Raw genomic sequence first — 16,310 nt, forward strand, 5'->3', positions numbered from 1 at the left:
CCCCACACCCGTCACTCAGGTCACACCTGGATCCGGCGCTCCACCGCGTCCACGATCTCGGCCACGGCCTCGGCGACCGGGACGGCGTTCTTCTGCTCGCCGCTGCGGTAGCGGAAGCTCACCGCGCCGGCCTCGACGTCGTCATTGCCCGCGATCAGCATGAACGGAATCTTGCTCTTCTGAGCGGTCCTGATCTTCTTCTGCATCCGCTCGTCCGAGGCGTCCACCTCGACCCGGATCCCGCGCTTCTTCAGCTCGGCCGCCACCTCCTGGAGGTACGGCACGTGCTCCTCGGTGATCGGGATGCCGACCACGGTGACCGGCGCCAGCCACGGCGGCATCGCACCGGCGTAGTGCTCCAGCAGCACCGCGAAGAAGCGCTCGATGCTGCCGAACAGCGCCCGGTGGATCATCACCGGCCGCTGCCGGTTGCCGTCCGCGCCCTGGAACTCCAGCTCGAAACGGTTCGGCAGCTGGAAGTCGACCTGGATGGTCGACATCTGCCAGGTGCGCCCGATCGCGTCCCGCGCCTGGACCGAGATCTTCGGGCCGTAGAAAGCCGCACCCTCGGGGTCGAGGACCAGTTCGAGGTTCTGCTTCTCGGCCGCCGCGCGCAGCGTCTCGGTGGCCTCCTCCCAGTCCTCGTCCGAGCCGATCGACTTCTCCGGGTCCCGGGTGGAGAGCTCCAGGTAGAAGTCGGTCAGGCCGTAGTCGCGCAGCAGGTCCAGCACGAAGGTGAGCAGCGAGTCGAGCTCGCCGGCCATCTGCTCCTTGGTGCAGTAGATGTGCGCGTCGTCCTGGGTGAAGCCGCGGGCGCGGGTCAGGCCGTGCACCACACCCGACTTCTCGTACCGGTACACCGTGCCGAACTCGAAGAGCCGCAGCGGCAGTTCACGGTAGGACCGACCGCGCGAGCGGTAGATCAGGTTGTGCATCGGGCAGTTCATCGGCTTGAGGTAGTAGTCGTTCTCGCCGTCGAGCTGCATGGGGGGGTACATGCCGTCGGCGTACCAGTCCAGGTGGCCGGAGAGCTCGAACAGCGTGCCCTTGGTGGCGTGCGGGGTGTAGACGAACTCGTAGCCCGCCTCCTCGTGCCGCTTGCGCGAGTAGTCCTCCATGGCCCGGCGCATCACGCCGCCCTTGGGGTGGAAGACCGCGAGGCCCGAGCCGATCTCCTCGGGGATGGAGAAGAGGTCCAGCTCGCTGCCGAGCTTGCGGTGGTCGCGCTTGGCCGCCTCGGTCAGGAAGTCCAGGTGGGCCTTCAGCTCGTCCTTGGTCGGCCAGGCGGTCCCGTAGAGGCGCTGCAGCTGCTTGTTCTTCTCGCTGCCCCGCCAGTAGGCGGCGGCCGAGCGCATGATCTTGAAGGCCGGGATCATCCGGGTGCTCGGCAGGTGCGGGCCGCGGCACAGGTCGCCCCAGCACAGCTCGCCGCTCTTCGGGTCCAGGTTGTCGTAGATGGTCAGCTCGCCGCCGCCCACCTCGACGTCCGCGCCCTCACCGGCCGTGGCAGCCGAGCCCTTGAGCCCGATCAGCTCCAGCTTGTACGGCTCGCCGGCCAGCTCCTCGCGGGCCGCCTCGTCGGTGACCACGCGGCGGGAGAACTTCTGGCCCTTCTTGATGATCTCCTGCATCTTCTTCTCGATGGCCTTGAGGTCATCGGGATGGAACGGCTTCTCGACGTCGAAGTCGTAGTAGAAGCCGTCCTTGATCGGCGGACCGATGCCCAGCTTGGCCTCGGGGAAGATCTCCTGCACGGCCTGCGCCATCACGTGGGCGGTGGAGTGGCGCAGGATGTTCAGGCCGTCGGGGCTGGTGAGCTCGACCGGCTCGACCTCGTCGCCGTCCTGCAGCTGGTACGCGAGGTCCTTCAGGGCACCCGCGACCCGGGCCGCGATCACGCCGCGGTCGTCGGCGAACAGCTCGGCGGCGGTAGTGCCCGTGGTCACCACGCGCTCTTCCCGATCGGGTTCGCGGTTGATGATTACCCGGACGTCCGTCACCGGTCTCTCCTGACGTGCTGGCTGTGATGGGGGACGCAGCTGGTACTGCGCTCCCCGATGGTACCGAGCCCACCGTGCTCGCCGTACACCTGCGTCCACCGGCCCGGTCGCCGGTCCGGCAGCGGGTCGGCAGCGGCTCGGCGATCTCCCGTCCGGGGGCCGTGCCATCCGCCCGGGCCGCGCGGGATTGAAGCGGTGGCGCCACGGGGTATCACCTGCTCGGAACCGCACCGTGCGCCGGTGCACCGTCAGTCCTCGACGGTGCACCAGGCCGGGTCCGGGGGCACGTCAGGGGAGTTGAGGGGTGGTCACGATGCGGAACCTCCACTGGTACGAAGGCCCACTCGCCTCCTTCGACACCGAGACCACCGGCGTGGACGTGGAACAGGACCGGGTGGTCTCCGCCGCCCTGGTCCTGCAGGCCGCGCCCGACGCGCCGGTGGAGCGGCTGACTTGGCTGGTCGACCCGGGGGTCCCGATCCCCGAAGGGGCCCGCGCGGTGCACGGCATCACCGACGAGCAGGTCCGCGCCCACGGCCGCTCGCCGGTCGTGGTGACCGCCGAGATCGCCCGGGCGCTGGCCGAGCAGGCCAGGGCCGGCGTCCCGCTGGTGGTGATGAACGCGCCCTACGATCTGACCCTGCTGGACCGGGAGTTGCGCCGTCACCGGCAGAGCTCGCTGGCCGCCGTGCTCGCCGACGCCGAGCTGCTGGTGGTCGATCCGCGGGTGCTGGACAAGCACGTGGACCGCTACCGCAAAGGCCGGCGCACCCTCACCGACCTGTGCGCGCACTACGGCATAGCGCTCGCCGACGCACACGACGCGAGCGCCGACGCCTGGGCCTCCCTGCAGCTGGTCCGCGCGGTGGGCCGGCGCTACAGCACCGCACTGGGCGAGTTCTCCACGGCCGAGCTGCACCTGCGCCAGGCCCGCTGGCACGCGGCCCAAGCGCGGGGCCTGCAGGACTGGTTCGACCGGTCCGGCACCCCGGAGCAGGTGGACCGGTCCTGGCCGCTTCGCCCGGCCCGCTGCGTCTGCGGCGCTCTGCCGGGCGTCGGGCACAGCTGCGAGAGCGCTGCCTGACCCGGAACATGCATCGGGCCCCAACTGCCGTGGCAGTTGGGGCCCGATGTTGTCCGGTGGGCGATACTGGGATCGAACCAGTGACCCCTTCGGTGTGAACGAAGTGCTCTCCCGCTGAGCTAATCGCCCGGGCAACGAGAAGAACAATAGCACCGCCTGGGGGGTGCCGTACAACTCGGTCCGGGCGGCGGCCCACCGGTGGCCACCCGACGCGGCGACAGCAGGCAGCGGGGAAAGGCCTGATGACGAGTCCTCAGTTCCGAACAGCTCCGGCAAGACGGATCCGGGAGAGTCGGCAATCCACCGCGAAACAACAGAAAGGCGTAGGACCCCGGTCAATAAATAACCGGGGTCCTACGCCTTACTTGCAATCCGGTGGGCGATACTGGGATCGAACCAGTGACCCCTTCGGTGTGAACGAAGTGCTCTCCCGCTGAGCTAATCGCCCGGCTGCAGGGAAAACATTACCGCATCCCGAGGGGTGCTCCGCACCACCCCCACCCCGTCACCGTCGATCGCCGCCCGAACCGCCCCGGACCAAGTCCCACCAGCCCGACAGTCGCCCTCCGTCACGATCCGTCACCATTCCTCACGATTCACCCGAGGTCCCGCCGAAGCCCCGCGCGGACTCCCGCCCGACCTCTCACCCCGCCTCTCGCCGCTCGAACCCGATATCCGCATCCGGCCCGGTTCCGCACCGCTTCCGGGCGATTGCGCAATGCGCCGGAAGGGTTACCGCGGGGCCCCGAATCGGGACAGAGGGGTTTACATCGCCGCCGGGGGTGGGATGGTCCGTTCGCCGACGTGCGATTCCCCGAGCGCACACTGAGCGAAAGGCCCTGGCGCTTATGAACACCACGGTCAGCTGCGAGCTGCACCTGCGCCTCATCGTGTCGAGCGAGTCTTCACTGCCCGTCCCCGCGGGCCTGCGCTACGACACCGCCGACCCCTATGCCGTGCACGCGACCTTCCACACCGGTGCGGACGAGACCGTGGAGTGGGTGTTCGCCCGCGACCTGCTCGCGGAGGGGCTGCACCGACCCACCGGGACCGGAGACGTCCGGGTGTGGCCGTCACGCAGTCACGGACAGGGAGTCGTCTGCATCGCGCTGTCTTCCCCCGAGGGGGAAGCCCTGCTGGAAGCACCGGCCCGGGCGCTTGAGTCCTTCCTCAAGCGGACCGACGCCGCCGTGCCGCCCGGCACCGAGCATCGCCACTTCGATCTGGATCGGGAGCTGTCGCACATCCTTGCCGAGAGCTGAAGGGCCGGGGGTGCTCCCCCGGTCGTCCGGTCGACGGTCGTCGACCTCTCAGGTGGCTGTCCTACTCGGGGGCACGGCCACCGATTCAACCGCGCTTCGCGGTCTCGGGGCCGGTCGTCCAAGGGGTTGACGCGTGAGCGGCGCGCCGGCCCCACTGAAGGCGTCCGGTGCCACGGCGCCCGGCTCGCTGCAGCGGGCCGGGCGCCGTGGCACCGGGCGCCTTCGGCACGTTCGCAGGCACGGGCCGGTAGAGTTCGCCGGTGTTGAGAAGCGGGCGGCACCGACCGCCCCCCGGCGCACGCGAGGAGTTCCCACGTGCTGATCACCCATGACACCGAGTGCGCCCTGGGCCTTCTGGTCGAGCTGCTCAACACCGCCCCGGAAGTGGCGGGCACCGAGCAGCTGCCGGATGTGGCCGCCTTGGACGCCTTCGTGGTGCGCGGCGACATCAGCGAGGTGGACTCCGTCACGGCGGTGGACCTGGCTGCCGTGCACCGGCTGCGCGGGCAGCTGCGGGACGTCTTCACCGCACCCTCCACCCGGATCGCCGCCGAGCTGGTGAACGCGCTGGTGGCGGCCGTGAACGCGACGCCCCGGCTGACCGACCACGACGGCCACGGCTGGCACATGCACTACTTCGCCCCGCACGCGGCGCTGGCCGACCACCTGGCGGCCGAGCTGGGGATGGCGCTGGGCCTGATCCTGATGGCCGGCGAGCGCGAGCGGCTGCGGCGCTGCGAGGCGCCGGACTGCGCACGCGTCTTCGTGGACCTGTCGCGCAACCGCTCGCGCCGCTACTGCGACAGCCGCACCTGCGGGAACCGGATGCACGTCGCCGCCTACCGGGCACGCCAGCGCTCGGCCGGGGCGGCGGACGACGTCACGGTCGGCGTGGGCTGACCCGCCCCCGGCGCGGCCACCCGCCGCGCCGCCTCAGATGCCGCGCTTGCGCAGGATCTCCTCGATGTCGGAGAAGTCGCCGAGCTCGTCGGCAGCGCTCTTCTTGCCCTTGGGAGCCGGGTCCACGGCGGGCGGGGCGGCGGCGGCCGGAGCGGCCCGTCCCTCGCGGGAGCGGGACTCGCCGCGGCCGACCGCGTCGGCCGGGGCCTCGGTGCGGCCCGAGCCGCCCGCGGCGCCCAGGCGGCTGAGCACCAGCAGCAGGACGGCGAGGCCGAGCAGGCCGACGCCCGTCCAGACCCGGGGATCGAAGACCAGCCTGGTGGCCCAGTGGCCGACCGCGCGGCCGATCGCGGTACCGACCGGGACCAGGCCGGTCAGGTAGACGCCGGCCGGCAGCAGCGCCAGGCCCGCCCAGCGGGTGGCGGTGCGCCAGCGGCGGCGCAGGCCGTGGGTGGCGGCCAGCGCCAGGCCGGCGACAGTCAGGGCGTAACAGATGGCGCCGGTCAGCATGGCCGGGCCCGGGTCGTGCGGCGGGCCGGAGCGGCGGGGCGCGCCGATGGACGCGCCGGGCCTGATCTCGGGCGCCGGGTCGAGTCGCTGGTGCGCATGGCTCTCCGTCCTGGTCGGTGCAGGTCTCTGCTAGTGGAACACTGGGCGCATGACCGATGGTTCCCTGCCCCAGTTGGAGTTCTGGTGCGAGCTGCAGTGCCCGGACTGCCGCACCGCGCTCGACGACGTCCGCGCGCTGCGTGAGCGGTACGGCGACGCGCTGACCGTCTCGTTGCGGCACTTCCCGCTCGAGAAGCACAAGCACGCGTACGCGGCCGCCGAGGCGGCCGAGGAGGCGTTCTCGCAGGGGCTGGGGTGGCCGTTCGTCGAGGCCGTGCTGGCCCGGGTGGACGAGCTGGAGAAGCGCGGGCAGCAGCTGCTGCTGGAGGTGGCCGCGGCGGTCGGCCTGGACGCCGAGGAGGTCGAGCTGGCGCTGATCGACGGCCGGCACACGCTGGTGGTGGACGCCGACCAGGCCGAGGGCAAGGCGATCGGCGTGACCGGCACGCCGACCTACCTGGTGGCCGGGCAGCGGCTGGACGGCGGACAGAGCCAGGAGGGTCTGCGGGAGCGGATCATCGACCTGCTGGAAGCCTGAGCACGGAATTCACAGCAGCGTTTTCGTCAGCACCCGGCCGGCGGTCCGGTAACCCAGCGAGGCGTAGAGGCCGAGCGCGACGGTGTTGTCGGCGTAGACATTCAGGCCGAGGTCGCGCACCCCGGCCGCGAGGCATTCACGTTCGGCCGCGAGCAGCAGCTCGCGGCCGTAGCCTTTTCCTCGTTCTTCGGGGGCCACCTCGATGGTCATCACCCAGGCCAGCGGGCTGCCGTCGGACAGCCGGCCGTTGTCCAGCGCGAGCCAGAGGCTGCCGAGCGGCCGCTCGTCGAGCAGCAGCCGGCGCAGGGCCACGCCGGGGGTCGCGTGGCCCTGGAGCAGCAGGCGGGTGTGTTCGGCGGCGCAGCGCTGCACGGCCTGGTCAGCGCTGAAGCCGGCGCCCCGCAGCTGGGCCTGGAACTCGGCCTGGGTGGCCGCGAGCCAGTCGGGGTACTCGGCCGGGCCGATCGGACGGATCGTCAGGCCGCTTCGCAGCGGCGCCGGTCGGCCGATCCGCTTGAGCAGGTGCAGGTTGGTCTCGACGTAGCCGAGGGCGAGCGCCAGGGCGTGCGCGGGCCGGGCCTCGACCGGGACGGTGACCTCGGCGCGGTGACACCCCCAGGCCCGCAGCACCTCCTCGGCGGCGAGCACGGCGACCGTGCCGCGACCGCGACGCGGGCCGTCGGTGACCGCCAACTCCTCGATCCGGCCGACCCGGTAGGAGCCGTAGCGGCGGGCTACGGTGCGCACGGTGCCGACCGGGCGGCCGTTGGCGCAGATCAGCCAGCGGCGATCGGCTCCGCCGTCCGGGGTCGCCGTTTCGGGCCCGGCCGGGCGCAGAGTGGTGGTCATGGCTGCTCTCTTCCCTGGGCGGGCGGCCGCGTAACGAGGGATCCGGCCCACCCTGGCGCCGGTCGGCTCACGGGTCCAGGTCGTCGGCCGCGCGGGCGGCGAAGGCGGCCATCGCACGGGCGGTGACCGGGCCCGGGGCGGGCAGCTGGTGGTCGTCGACCCGGGCGACGGCCTGGACGTCGCGCAGGGTGGAGGTCAGGAAGACCTCCTCGGCCTCGCGCAGGACCTGGTACGGCAGGTCCGCCTCCTCGGCCTCGCACCAGTCGACGACCAGCGCGCGGGTCACCCCGGCCAGGCAGCCGGCGGCCACCGGCGGGGTGAGCAGTCTGCCGCCGAGGACCACGAAGACGTTCGATCCGGTGCCCTCGCAGAGCGCTCCCGCGGTGTTGGCGAAGAGGGCCTCGCTGGCGCCCTGGCGGTGCGCGTGGGCGAGCGCGACCACGTTCTCGGCGTAGGAGGTGGTCTTCAGGCCGGCCACCGCGCCGTGCTCGTTGCGGGTCCACGGGACGGTGGCCACGGCGGTGGTGTCGGGGCGGGCGGTTGCCGCGCCGAGCGCGATGGCCAGGGTGGGCGGGGCGTCACCGCGGTCGGAGCCGAGCGGGGCCACTCCCCCGGTGTAGGTGATCCGCAGGCGGCCCAGCGGCATCGGGGTGGCGGCGAGCACGGCCTGGCAGCCCTTGCGGACCTCTTCGAGGTCGGGGGCGGGCAGGCCGAGGCCGGCGGCCGAGCGGGCCAGCCGGTCGAGGTGGCGGGTGAGGGCGAAGGTCTGTCCGTGCACGGCCTTGACCGTCTCGAAGACGCCGTCGCCGACGGTCAGTCCATGGTCGAAGACGGAGACCTCGGCGGCGGACTCCTCGATCAGCGCGCCGTTGAGCCAGATCATCGCACTACCTCCACGGGTGGGAGCCCGGAGTGGAGGGCTCTACTCCGGGTGGTCGCCCGACGCTATCGCGACCAGCCGGGCGGCCTTGAGCTCGGTCTCGGCCCATTCGCCCTCGGGGTCGGAGCCCCAGGTGATGCCGGCGCCGGTGCCGAAGTGCAGCAGCGGGGTGCCGGGATCGCTCCGGTCGATCCAGAACGTCCTTATGCCGACCGCGAGTTCGGCCTCGCCGCGGTCGGCGTCGACCCAGCCGACGGCACCGCAGTAGGGACCGCGGGGGGCGCGTTCCAGGGCGTCGATGATGTGCAGCGCGCTGGACTTGGGTGCGCCGGTGACCGAGCCGGGCGGGAAGGTGGCGGCGAGCAGCTCGGGCCAGCCGGCGTCGGCCCGCAGCGTGCCCTCGACGGTGGAGACGAGGTGGACCAGGCCGGGGTGCTTCTCGACCACGCACAGGTCGGGGACGGTGATGCTGCCGGCCGCGCAGGCCTGGCCGAGGTCGTTGCGGACCAGATCGACGATCATCACGTTCTCGGCGTGGTCCTTCTCCAGCAGGTCGTGCTCGGTGCGCCCGGTGCCCTTGATCGGCCCGGAGGCGACGGTGCGGCCACGGCGGCTCAGGTAGAGCTCCGGAGAGGCGGTGGCGATCTCCACGCCGTGCCGGGGCAGCCGGACGGTGCCGGCGTAGGGCGCGGGGTTGCCGTGGGCCAGCAGACCGGTCAGGGCGTCGATGTCGCTGTGGGCCGGGTCGGGGTCGGGCAGCGGCGCGGTCAGCACCCGGCAGAGGTTGGCCTGGTAGACCTCGCCGGCCGCGATGTGTTCGCGGATCCGCTGCACGCCCGCGAGGTAGGCGGCGCGGTCGAGCGAGCTGTGCCAGTCGCCGGACCGCGGGCCGCGCCACCGGTCGGCGACCGGGGCGGGTGTCGGGTCGGAGTGGACCTCGGCGAACCGGGCGCAGGTCAGGCGGCCTTCGAAGTCGTAGGCGACCGCCCACCAGCCCGTGCTCTCCAGTGCGGCGGGATCGTCGGTGACGTCGAGCAGTCCGGTGGCGAGCCGGCCGCCGAAACGGGCGATCGGCTGGTCGGGACGCGGGGCGGGGCTGGCGCTGGACACGGTTCTCCTGCGGGTGGGGCGCGGTGGGTCGAAGTCTAGGCGGCGGCCCGTGCGGGAGCCCGGTTCACCGGCTGACCTGCGGGGACGCCGGGGCCCCTGGCGGGGCCGTGATCGGCGGGGCGCACAGGGTGCTCGGCGGCGCACTCCGGATACGGAATTTGAGCTGGCCCAGGTTTCCGCTAAAGTTCAACACGTCGCCGGGAAACGGAGCCGCCAAAAGCGGGGAAGTGACCGGAAGACAGGCGGACGTGGCTCAGTTGGTAGAGCATCACCTTGCCAAGGTGAGGGTCGCGAGTTCGAATCTCGTCGTCCGCTCGGTGAAGGACAGCATGATCGTTCTTCCTGATATGGTTCAACCGAAGTTGCCTGGTGGAGTGGCCGAGAGGCGAGGCAACGGCCTGCAAAGCCGTCTACACGGGTTCAAATCCCGTCTCCACCTCCAGAGGTCCCCCGGCCTGCCGGGGGTCTTCCCGCGCGATTAGCTCAGCGGGAGAGCACTACCTTGACACGGTAGGGGTCACTGGTTCGATCCCAGTATCGCGCACACAGGCCCTTCGGGGCCCTGGTCCATCAGGACCGCAGGTCACGGCTCGCACCGTGGCCGCCAGCCGGAACACCGTCGGAGACGTCGGTGGGCAGGCGCGATTAGCTCAGCGGGAGAGCACTACCTTGACACGGTAGGGGTCACTGGTTCGATCCCAGTATCGCGCACGCAGGCCCCTCGGGGCCTCCGATCACGGTCGCACCGTGGTCACCAGCCAGAACGCTGTCGGCAACGTCGGCGGACCGGCGCGATTAGCTCAGCGGGAGAGCACTACCTTGACACGGTAGGGGTCACTGGTTCGATCCCAGTATCGCGCACCGGAGAGTTCAAGGGCCGGATCCTCATCGAGGGTCCGGCCCTTGGGCGTTGGGGCGGCCTCACCCGTACCCGACCGGCTACGCACGGACGAGTGCCGTGGCCCGACGCCCTCACCGACGTCCGGCCACGGCACTCGTTGGTTGGCCGGCGCGCTCCTTCGCTTGTCGCCCGTCCGCGTGTCCCCGCGAAGGCGCACCGCCGGCCGGCGTCCGATCCCTGTCCCCTGGGATCAGCGCCCGATCAGTTGGGCCACCGCCCTGGTCTGGGTGACCATCTGCTCCCACCCGCCGAAGAGCATCATCAGCGCGATCGCACAGGGCAGCGCGATCGCCAGCGCGACGGCCGGGTGGCGCTGCTCGCGGCTGGAGCCGCTCCGCGTGCGCTGCAGCCACTGGATGCGGTCGGCGACCGGTCGCCGGTGCTCGCGGGCGCCGGTGAACTGCGTTGCCATGATCCTGCTCCTGCCCCGGTGCGCGTCGTCTGGATGTCGTGGGTGGGTCGGTCAAAGGAGCGGTGGACGGAAACCTCGGGGGACGAGCACTCCGTCCACCGCTGAGATCAACACTAGGCGGGGGCAAGGGTCGTGGCGTCATGCCCGCGTATCGTTCGCCAGCGGTCCGGGAGGATGACGACGGGTCGTCGGACGTACTACCGCAGAGGGAGGAAGCGGGCTGTCAACCCCCGAGGGAACCCTGAGAGACAGCCCTGAGGGCCCGCTCCGGCAGGGCGCTGCGACCGTGCGGTGACAGCTCGTCACGGACATCGGACAATCCCACCGGCGGTTCGCGTGTTGCGTATCAGCACACCGCAGCCGACAGTCCGTAAGCTGTGCCCCGACAGCAACTGACGATGCCCCAGTCTGCGGGGCCCACCTCACGGGTTGCCCACCTCACGGGCTGACGGGGACGACATGGCGATGATGCGGCTGAGGCGTGAGGACCCCCGCATCGTCGGCCCGTACCGGTTGCACCGGCGACTCGGTGCCGGCGGGATGGGCGTGGTCTACCTGGGCTCCGACCGCAAGGGCCAGCGGGTCGCACTGAAGCTGATCAGGGCCGAGCTGGCCGAGGACGCGGAGTTCCGCACCCGGTTCGCCCGCGAGGTCGCCGCCGCCTCCCGGATCAGGGCGGGCTGCACCGCCCGGGTGGTCGGCTCCGACCTGGAGGCGGACCGTCCCTGGCTGGCCACGGCCTACGTGCCCGGGCCCTCGCTGTACAAGCGGGTCGGGGACGAGGGGCCGCTGCCCTGGCCCGAGGTGGCCCGGATCGGCGCGGCGCTCGCGGACGGGCTGGTGAAGGTCCACGAGGCGGGTGTGGTGCACCGCGACCTCAAGCCCTCGAACATCCTGCTCTCCCCCAAGGGACCGCGGATCATCGACTTCGGCATCGCGTGGTCGCGCGGTGCCAGCACCCTGACGCACGTCGGCACCGCGGTCGGCTCGCCCGGCTTCCTGGCCCCCGAGCAGGTGCGCGGGGTGGCCGTGACGCCGGCCACCGACGTCTTCGCGTTCGGGGCCACCCTGGCGTACGCGCTCACCGGTGACACGCCGTTCGGCTCCGGCGCCTCCTCGGAGGTGATGCTCTACCGCGTGGTGCACGAGGAGCCGGATCTCTCCGAGGTGCCCGCACCGCTCGCGCCGCTGGTCGGGGCCTGCCTGGCCAAGGAGCCGCTGGACCGCCCCGGCGCCGCCCACCTGCACGAGCGGCTCAGCGAGTTGGCCGCCCGGGCGGCGGGCGGCGGGCGGGTGCGAACCGGCGCGAGCGGCACCGCGGCACCGGCTCCCGCGGCGGCCGTCCCGACGCGTGAGCACGAGCACGGCGGACCGGCGCGGGAGGGCGCCGGGCGGGAGGCGGCCGTGCGGGAGGCCGAGCGGGCCGAGCGGGTGGCCCGGGAGGCCGACGAGGCGCGCGCCCAGGGCCGGCCTCGGTTCGCGCGCTCGCAGCCCTACCCGACGCCGCACGGTGCCGGGAGCACCGGCCAGGGAGCGGCCGGCCCCGCCGCGGCCAGAGCCGCCCAGCCGGTGCGCACGCCCGGGCCGGGCGAGCACCAGGGCGGACGCCCCGTGGTGGCCACACCGCCCGGCGGGCGGCCGGTTCGGCCGGCCGGCGGCGGGCGTCCGCAGCCGCGCGACCGCCAGCACACCCCGCCGCCCGGTCGGCCGTTGAACCCGCGGCAGCGGCTGCTGCGGCAGCGCGTGGTGGTCTTCATCACCGTGACGATCGGGGTGGCGCTGGCCATCGCCGCCGCGCAGGGCTGTGAGAACCGGCATTCGCAGGGTCTGCCGCCGCCGGCCGTCGCGCCGAGCACGGCGGCGGCCAGCACGCCGACCGGCGGCGACCCGAGCGGCGCGAACAGCGCCTCGGACCCGGCGGGCGGCGCCGGGGCGAACGCGGCGTCCGGCCCGGGCGGGGTCGAGGCGGCTGCTCCCGGGCCGGCGATCGGGCTGTCGGCGGACGGCGTCCAGCCCTCGCCGCCGGTGGCCCCGGCGGCCCGCACCAGCGGTGGCACCGGCAGCCCGGTGCCCTCGGGCGCGGCCGGGTTCGGGCCGGCCACCGCCGCGGGGCCGGCCGTGGACTGGCCCGACCGCAGCTACGCCGACCCCGCCGGCGGCCCGGCGATCGCGCTGCGCGGCGGCCGTTCGGCCGATCCGGCGCCCGGCGCGCCGGTGGTCACCCTGGCCGGCGTGCTGCCCGCCCGCTACCACGGCACCCCCGCCGCCGTGGTGGTGCTGCGGCGCACCGAGGGCTCGGTCCCCGTGGACCTGGTGGAGCTCTTCGGCTTCAACGGCGACACCCCCGTTCCGCTGACCGCCCGCAGCTCCGCCGCCGACCCGCTCTCCACCGCCAGCTGGCACCTGGAGGAGGGTGCCCTGGTGCGGGAGGAGCGGGTGACCCAGACCGGTGCCACGGCCAGCACCCGCTACACCGTGCGGGCGGACGGCACGCTGGACGAGTCCTGGCCGGGCGCGGGCATCAGCGGCGGCACCGGAACCGGGCCGCGCGCCGCGGCGGCTGCCAGCGCGGGCTGACGGCGCGGGCCTGGGCCGAGGGGCGCGTTGGAGCGCAGGGGGCGTGGTCGGGGTTTGCCACGGGCGCCGGGGTTCTGACTGTCGGTGATGGATGCGAGACTCTGCGGCATGAAACGGATGCCGCCCGATCCCGACCGTCTGGAGCAGTACCAGCAGCGGCTGCGAGAGTTCGCCGCGAGACCGCCGTATCCGGTGCACGGGCTGCGGCGGCCGGTCGTGGTGCCCGCCGTCCTGGCCGGCTGGGAGACCGAGGACGAGGTGACGGTCGCCGCCACCCTGGCCTACGGCGACTGGCGGGAGACCGACGGCCCCTATCTCACCGTGACCACCGAGCCGCCGGGCAGTGCCGGGCAGCCGGCCGATCTGCTCAAGGCCCTGCTGCGCGAGATCCGCAACGGCCGGCTGCCGCGCACCCGGGCGGAGCCGATACGCCGGACGTCACCGCAGGGCGAGCTGTGCCTGCTGGGCGGCAGTTGGGCGCTGCGCACGGCGGTCGGCGACCAGGCGGTGACGGTGCTCGGGCACGGCCCCTCCCCCGAGGACGTCGAACTCGGCCCGGTGGCGGACCTGCTGCCCTACGTGCTGGAGCGCAACGTGCAGATCGCCCGTCTCGCGGCCGAGCAGCGTACGCTGCCCGAGCCGCAGTTGCCGCCGGCCTCGGGGGTGGCGGCGGTGCGGGCCTTCCTGGAGACCTTCGTGCCGGGCGGCCCGGACGCCGGCGCGGCCTACCGGGCGCTGGCCCGCCGTGCGGTGGCGGAGCTGGCCAAGGTGCTGGAGTGCGATTCCGAGCAGGCCGAGGACCAGCTCTACTCGATGGTCAACCAGCTCTCCCAACTGCGCCTGAAGGTGCCCTGGTTCACCGAGCGGGACGGACCGCGGGCAGCGGCCCTGGAGGAGCTGCTGCGGTACGTCGGGCTGCGCCAGCCGGTGGCCAGCGAGACCGCGCAGCTGCGCTGGGAGCGGTACTGGGCGGCCCAGCAGCGGGCGACGGACGAGAACTCGGCGCAGTTGCTGGCCCACTGGGTGCAGGCCTGGGTGGAGTGGGCGGCCGAGCGGGGCAACTGACCAGCCGTCAGCCTGCGTTGACGGCGTAGAAGGCGACGGCCGCCGCCGCGCCGACGTTGAGCGAGTCGATTCCGTGCGCCATCGGGATCCGCACGCGCTGATCGGCGGCGGCCAGCGCCTGGTCCGTCAGCCCGTCGCCCTCGGCGCCGAGCATCAGCGCCGCCTTGGGCAGGCGGTGCGGGGCGGCAGCGGCGAGCTCGACCGAGCCCTCGGCGGGGGTGAGGGCGAGCAGGTGGAAGCCCGCGTCGCGCAGGGTGGCCAGCGAGCCGGGCCACGGGTCGAGCCGGGCGTAGGGGACGGAGAAGACGGCGCCCATCGAGGTCTTGACCGCCCGCCGGTAGAGCGGGTCGGCGCAGTCCGGGGAGAGCAGCACCGCGTCCATGCCGAGGGCAGCGGCGCTGCGGAAGATCGCGCCGAGGTTGGTGTGGTCCACCAGCCCTTCGAGCACGGCGATCCGGCCCGCGCCGGTCAGCACCTCCAGCACGTCGGGCAGCGGCTTGCGGGCCATCGAGGCGAGCGCGCCGCGGTGCACGTGGTAGCCGGTCACCTGCTCGGCGAGCCCGGGTTCGACCAGGTGCACCGGGGCGTCGGCCTCGGCGATCACGTCGGCCATCACCTCCAGCCACTTGGCGGTCAGCAGCATCGAGCGCATCTCGTACCCGGCGGCGAGCGCCCGGCGGATCACCTTCTCGCCCTCGGCGATGAACAGCCCCTCGGCCGGTTCGCGGCGACGGCGCAGTTCGACGTCGGTCAGGTCGGTGTAGTCGGCCAGCCGGGGGTCGGCGGGATCGGTGATGGTCTGCGGCTCGGTCATGCTGCTCTCGGGGGGCTGTGTCGGCGGGGTGTCTGGCGGCGGATCAGGCCGTGCGGGTGGCGGGGTCGAGGACGTGCACCACGTCGCCGACCACGATGACCGCCGGCGGGCGCACGCCCTGGGCGGCGACGGTGTCGGCCACCGTGCCGAGGGTCGCGTCGAGCCGGCGCTGGGTGGCCGTGGTGCCCTCCTGGACCACCGCGACCGGCGTGCTCGCCGCGCGTCCGCCGGCGATCAGCCGGGCGGCGATGGCGCCGATCCGCTCGACCGCCATCAGCAGCACGAGCGTGCCGGTCATCCCCGCCAGCGCCTCCCAGTTGACCAGCGAACGCGGGTCCTCCGGCGCGACGTGGCCGGAGACCACGGTGAACTCGTGGGTCATGCCGCGGTGGGTGACCGGGATGCCGGCGGCGGCCGGCACGCTGATCGAGCTGGAGATGCCGGGCACCACCGTCACTGGTATGCCGGCTTCGGCGCAGGCCAGCAGCTCCTCGCCGCCGCGGCCGTAGACATAGGGGTCGCCGCCCTTGAGCCGGACCACGAACCGGCCGGCCTTGGCGTGCTCGATCAGCGTCCGGTTGATCGCCTCCTGGGCCATCGCGCGGCCGTAGGGGATCTTGGAGGCGTCGACCACCTCGACGTGCGGCGGGAGTTCGGCGAGCAGCTCGCGCGGGGCCAGCCGGTCGGCGACCACCACGTCGGCGTCGGCGAGCAGCCGGCGGCCCCGCACCGTGATCAGGTCCGGGTCACCGGGGCCGCCGCCGACCAGCGCCACACCGGCCGTGCGCTGCCGGTACTGGCGGGCGCTGAGGCTGCCGTCCCGCAGGCCCTCGACGATGGTGGTGCGCAGCGCGGCCGAGTGGCGCGGGTCGCCGGTCAGCACGGCGACGGTGGTGCCCTCGTCGTGGCCGGTGGCGGGGGTCCAGGCGGTGGCCACCGCCGCGTCGTCGCTGCGGGCGCAGAAGACCCGGCGGCGTTCGGCCTCGGCGCTGACCGCCTCGTTGACGGCGTGGTCGTCGGTGGCGACCAGCACGTACCAGGCCTCGGCCAGGTCGCCGTCCGCGTAGCCGCGCTGCTGCCAGTCGATCTCGCCGGCGTCCGCCATCGCCTGGACGGCGGGGGTGGTGGTCGGGGAGATCAGCTCGACCCGGGCCCCGGCTGCGATCAGCGCGGGCAGCCGGCGCTGGGCCACCTGGCCGCCGCCGACCACCACGACCCGTCGGCCGGTCAGCAGCAGCCCCACGGGGTAGGGGGTGCGCCCCTCGGTGCTCGGGTGCGGGTTCGGCGCGGTCATCTGGCTACTCCTGAG

General features: G+C 73.2%; 14 protein-coding genes and 7 tRNA genes. 11 read left to right on the forward strand and 10 right to left on the reverse strand.

The window, feature by feature from the left end:
• Positions 1-20 precede the first annotated feature (20 nt).
• Positions 21-2,000, reverse strand: coding sequence for a threonine--tRNA ligase (gene thrS / locus OG294_RS08015; protein ID WP_327065732.1), 1,980 nt, complete (start codon positions 1,998-2,000; stop codon positions 21-23).
• A 313-nt stretch (positions 2,001-2,313) separates the two neighbouring features.
• Between thrS and OG294_RS08020 the strand changes: the two genes are divergently transcribed.
• A complete protein-coding gene (locus OG294_RS08020; protein WP_327065733.1) occupies positions 2,314-3,084 on the forward strand; it encodes an exonuclease domain-containing protein in 771 nt (256 codons plus the stop codon).
• 57 nt (positions 3,085-3,141) lie between these two features.
• Here the strand turns inward: OG294_RS08020 and OG294_RS08025 are convergent.
• Positions 3,142-3,213, reverse strand: a tRNA-Val gene (locus tag OG294_RS08025).
• Between the two features lie 247 nt (positions 3,214-3,460).
• Positions 3,461-3,532 (reverse strand) — tRNA-Val (locus tag OG294_RS08030).
• A 400-nt stretch (positions 3,533-3,932) separates the two neighbouring features.
• On the opposite strand from OG294_RS08030, the gene OG294_RS08035 reads away from it, so the two are divergent.
• Positions 3,933-4,346, forward strand: coding sequence for an SsgA family sporulation/cell division regulator (locus OG294_RS08035; RefSeq protein ID WP_030056266.1), 414 nt, complete (start codon positions 3,933-3,935; stop codon positions 4,344-4,346).
• A 315-nt stretch (positions 4,347-4,661) separates the two neighbouring features.
• Entirely contained in the window at positions 4,662-5,246 is a 585-nt protein-coding gene (locus OG294_RS08040) for a CGNR zinc finger domain-containing protein (RefSeq protein ID WP_327065734.1), read from the forward strand.
• Positions 5,247-5,279: 33 nt separating this feature from the next.
• Here the strand turns inward: OG294_RS08040 and OG294_RS08045 are convergent, their stop codons facing one another.
• Complete coding sequence (locus tag OG294_RS08045) at positions 5,280-5,756, reverse strand: hypothetical protein (protein ID WP_327065735.1); 477 nt, start codon at positions 5,754-5,756, stop codon at positions 5,280-5,282.
• 148 nt (positions 5,757-5,904) lie between these two features.
• Here OG294_RS08045 and OG294_RS08050 point away from each other — a divergent pair, with 148 nt between their 5' ends.
• The gene (locus OG294_RS08050; protein ID WP_327065736.1) at positions 5,905-6,393 is read left to right on the forward strand and encodes a DsbA family protein; all 489 of its coding nucleotides are present in this window, start codon (positions 5,905-5,907) and stop codon (positions 6,391-6,393) included.
• 9 nt (positions 6,394-6,402) lie between these two features.
• Here OG294_RS08050 and OG294_RS08055 read toward each other — a convergent pair whose 3' ends face one another.
• From OG294_RS08055 to OG294_RS08065, 3 genes are all read right to left on the reverse strand, one after another.
• Positions 6,403-7,242 (reverse strand): GNAT family N-acetyltransferase, encoded by an 840-nt coding sequence (locus OG294_RS08055; protein WP_327065737.1) that lies wholly within the window; start codon positions 7,240-7,242, stop codon positions 6,403-6,405.
• Positions 7,243-7,309: 67 nt separating this feature from the next.
• Entirely contained in the window at positions 7,310-8,125 is an 816-nt protein-coding gene (locus tag OG294_RS08060; protein ID WP_327065738.1) for an aminotransferase class IV, read from the reverse strand.
• Positions 8,126-8,164: 39 nt separating this feature from the next.
• Positions 8,165-9,232 (reverse strand): chorismate-binding protein, encoded by a 1,068-nt coding sequence (locus tag OG294_RS08065; protein WP_327065739.1) that lies wholly within the window; start codon positions 9,230-9,232, stop codon positions 8,165-8,167.
• A 242-nt stretch (positions 9,233-9,474) separates the two neighbouring features.
• On the opposite strand from OG294_RS08065, the gene OG294_RS08070 reads away from it, so the two are divergent.
• The 5 genes from OG294_RS08070 (at position 9,475) to OG294_RS08090 (ending at position 10,093) form a co-directional block, all read left to right on the forward strand.
• Positions 9,475-9,547, forward strand: a tRNA-Gly gene (locus OG294_RS08070).
• Positions 9,548-9,600: 53 nt separating this feature from the next.
• Positions 9,601-9,674 (forward strand) — tRNA-Cys (locus OG294_RS08075).
• Between the two features lie 30 nt (positions 9,675-9,704).
• Positions 9,705-9,776 (forward strand) — tRNA-Val (locus OG294_RS08080).
• A 95-nt stretch (positions 9,777-9,871) separates the two neighbouring features.
• Positions 9,872-9,943 (forward strand) — tRNA-Val (locus OG294_RS08085).
• A 78-nt stretch (positions 9,944-10,021) separates the two neighbouring features.
• Positions 10,022-10,093, forward strand: a tRNA-Val gene (locus OG294_RS08090).
• Between the two features lie 230 nt (positions 10,094-10,323).
• On the opposite strand, the gene OG294_RS08095 is transcribed toward OG294_RS08090, so the two are convergent.
• Positions 10,324-10,545: a hypothetical protein gene (locus tag OG294_RS08095; RefSeq protein ID WP_327065740.1), complete on the reverse strand. Its 222-nt coding sequence runs from the start codon at positions 10,543-10,545 to the stop codon at positions 10,324-10,326.
• A gap of 459 nt (positions 10,546-11,004) precedes the next feature.
• Here OG294_RS08095 and OG294_RS41055 point away from each other — a divergent pair, with 459 nt between their 5' ends.
• On the forward strand, positions 11,005-13,122 hold the full coding sequence (locus OG294_RS41055) for a protein kinase domain-containing protein (RefSeq protein ID WP_442789121.1): 2,118 nt from the start codon (positions 11,005-11,007) through the stop codon (positions 13,120-13,122).
• A 108-nt stretch (positions 13,123-13,230) separates the two neighbouring features.
• Complete coding sequence (locus OG294_RS08105) at positions 13,231-14,187, forward strand: hypothetical protein (protein WP_327065741.1); 957 nt, start codon at positions 13,231-13,233, stop codon at positions 14,185-14,187.
• A 7-nt stretch (positions 14,188-14,194) separates the two neighbouring features.
• Here the strand turns inward: OG294_RS08105 and OG294_RS08110 are convergent, their stop codons facing one another.
• Together OG294_RS08110 and cobA are read right to left on the reverse strand one after the other, a co-directional pair.
• The gene (locus OG294_RS08110; RefSeq protein ID WP_327065742.1) at positions 14,195-15,001 is read right to left on the reverse strand and encodes a TrmH family RNA methyltransferase; all 807 of its coding nucleotides are present in this window, start codon (positions 14,999-15,001) and stop codon (positions 14,195-14,197) included.
• A gap of 43 nt (positions 15,002-15,044) precedes the next feature.
• Complete coding sequence (cobA, locus tag OG294_RS08115) at positions 15,045-16,295, reverse strand: uroporphyrinogen-III C-methyltransferase (protein WP_327065743.1); 1,251 nt, start codon at positions 16,293-16,295, stop codon at positions 15,045-15,047.
• Positions 16,296-16,310: the final 15 nt, after the last annotated feature.

Origin of the sequence: Kitasatospora sp. NBC_01302 (assembly GCF_035976515.1) — a bacterium.
Lineage (GTDB): Bacteria > Actinomycetota > Actinomycetes > Streptomycetales > Streptomycetaceae > Kitasatospora.

Bases quoted from the DNA above. Each gene is read 5' to 3' on its own strand.
- OG294_RS08110 (WP_327065742.1), bottom strand. From the start codon at position 15,001: ATGACCGAGCCGCAGACCATCACCGATCCCGCCGACCCCCGGCTGGCC.
- OG294_RS08035 (WP_030056266.1), top strand. From the start codon at position 3,933: ATGAACACCACGGTCAGCTGCGAGCTGCACCTGCGCCTCATCGTGTCG.
- OG294_RS08060 (WP_327065738.1), bottom strand. From the start codon at position 8,125: ATGATCTGGCTCAACGGCGCGCTGATCGAGGAGTCCGCCGCCGAGGTC.
- OG294_RS08045 (WP_327065735.1), bottom strand. From the start codon at position 5,756: ATGCTGACCGGCGCCATCTGTTACGCCCTGACTGTCGCCGGCCTGGCG.
- cobA (WP_327065743.1), bottom strand. From the start codon at position 16,295: ATGACCGCGCCGAACCCGCACCCGAGCACCGAGGGGCGCACCCCCTAC.
- OG294_RS08055 (WP_327065737.1), bottom strand. From the start codon at position 7,242: ATGACCACCACTCTGCGCCCGGCCGGGCCCGAAACGGCGACCCCGGAC.
- OG294_RS08050 (WP_327065736.1), top strand. From the start codon at position 5,905: ATGACCGATGGTTCCCTGCCCCAGTTGGAGTTCTGGTGCGAGCTGCAG.
- OG294_RS08095 (WP_327065740.1), bottom strand. From the start codon at position 10,545: ATGGCAACGCAGTTCACCGGCGCCCGCGAGCACCGGCGACCGGTCGCC.
- OG294_RS41055 (WP_442789121.1), top strand. From the start codon at position 11,005: ATGGCGATGATGCGGCTGAGGCGTGAGGACCCCCGCATCGTCGGCCCG.
- OG294_RS08105 (WP_327065741.1), top strand. From the start codon at position 13,231: ATGAAACGGATGCCGCCCGATCCCGACCGTCTGGAGCAGTACCAGCAG.
- OG294_RS08020 (WP_327065733.1), top strand. From the start codon at position 2,314: ATGCGGAACCTCCACTGGTACGAAGGCCCACTCGCCTCCTTCGACACC.